This window comes from Pseudomonas sp. GW821-FHT02H09 (assembly GCF_059421425.1).
In genome coordinates this window covers 1-512 of the sequence record NZ_JBWKVA010000062.1, presented here as the reverse complement: position 1 = coordinate 512, position 512 = coordinate 1, and the positions used below count along the sequence as shown (strand labels likewise).

Annotated in this window: 1 protein-coding gene; it reads left to right on the top strand. The window is 67.6% G+C overall.

Annotated features, from left to right (window positions below; all coding sequences use genetic code 11):
• Positions 1–512: DUF6531 domain-containing protein (locus AC07VR_RS31655; protein WP_495013651.1), on the top strand; the 512-nt coding region annotated here is incomplete at both ends.

The window sequence follows — 512 nt, the reverse complement described above, 5'->3', positions numbered from 1 at the left end:
CTGCCGTTCAGCTGGACCCGGCTGTACCGCAGCAGCGCGGTGGAGCTCGATGGCGGGCTGGGGTGGGGCTGGAGTCATTCGCTGGCGCAGCGGCTGGAGATCAGTGGCGATTCGGTGATCTGGATCGACCAGGAGAACCGCCGCACCACCTTTCCGCTGCCCAGTGCCGAACGCCCGGCGATCCACAACAGCCTGGCGCGGGCGGCGATTTACCTGGGCGACGATTCAGAAGAATTGATCCTCGCCCAAGCCGGCGATGCGGCGCGGTTCTACCACTTTCGCGGGGGTCGGCTGAGCGCCATCAGCGATGCCTACGGCAACCTCCTGCACGTCAGCCGCGACCGTCAGCAACGCATCCAGCGCCTGGACAACGGTGCCGGCCGCGCCCTGCGCCTGCGCTACGAGCGCGCGCAGATCATCGCCGTCGACTATCAAAGCTTGCACCCGGCCGACACCCTCGAAGACGCCTGGCGCACCGAGCAGACCCTGGTCCGCTACCGCTACGACGAACG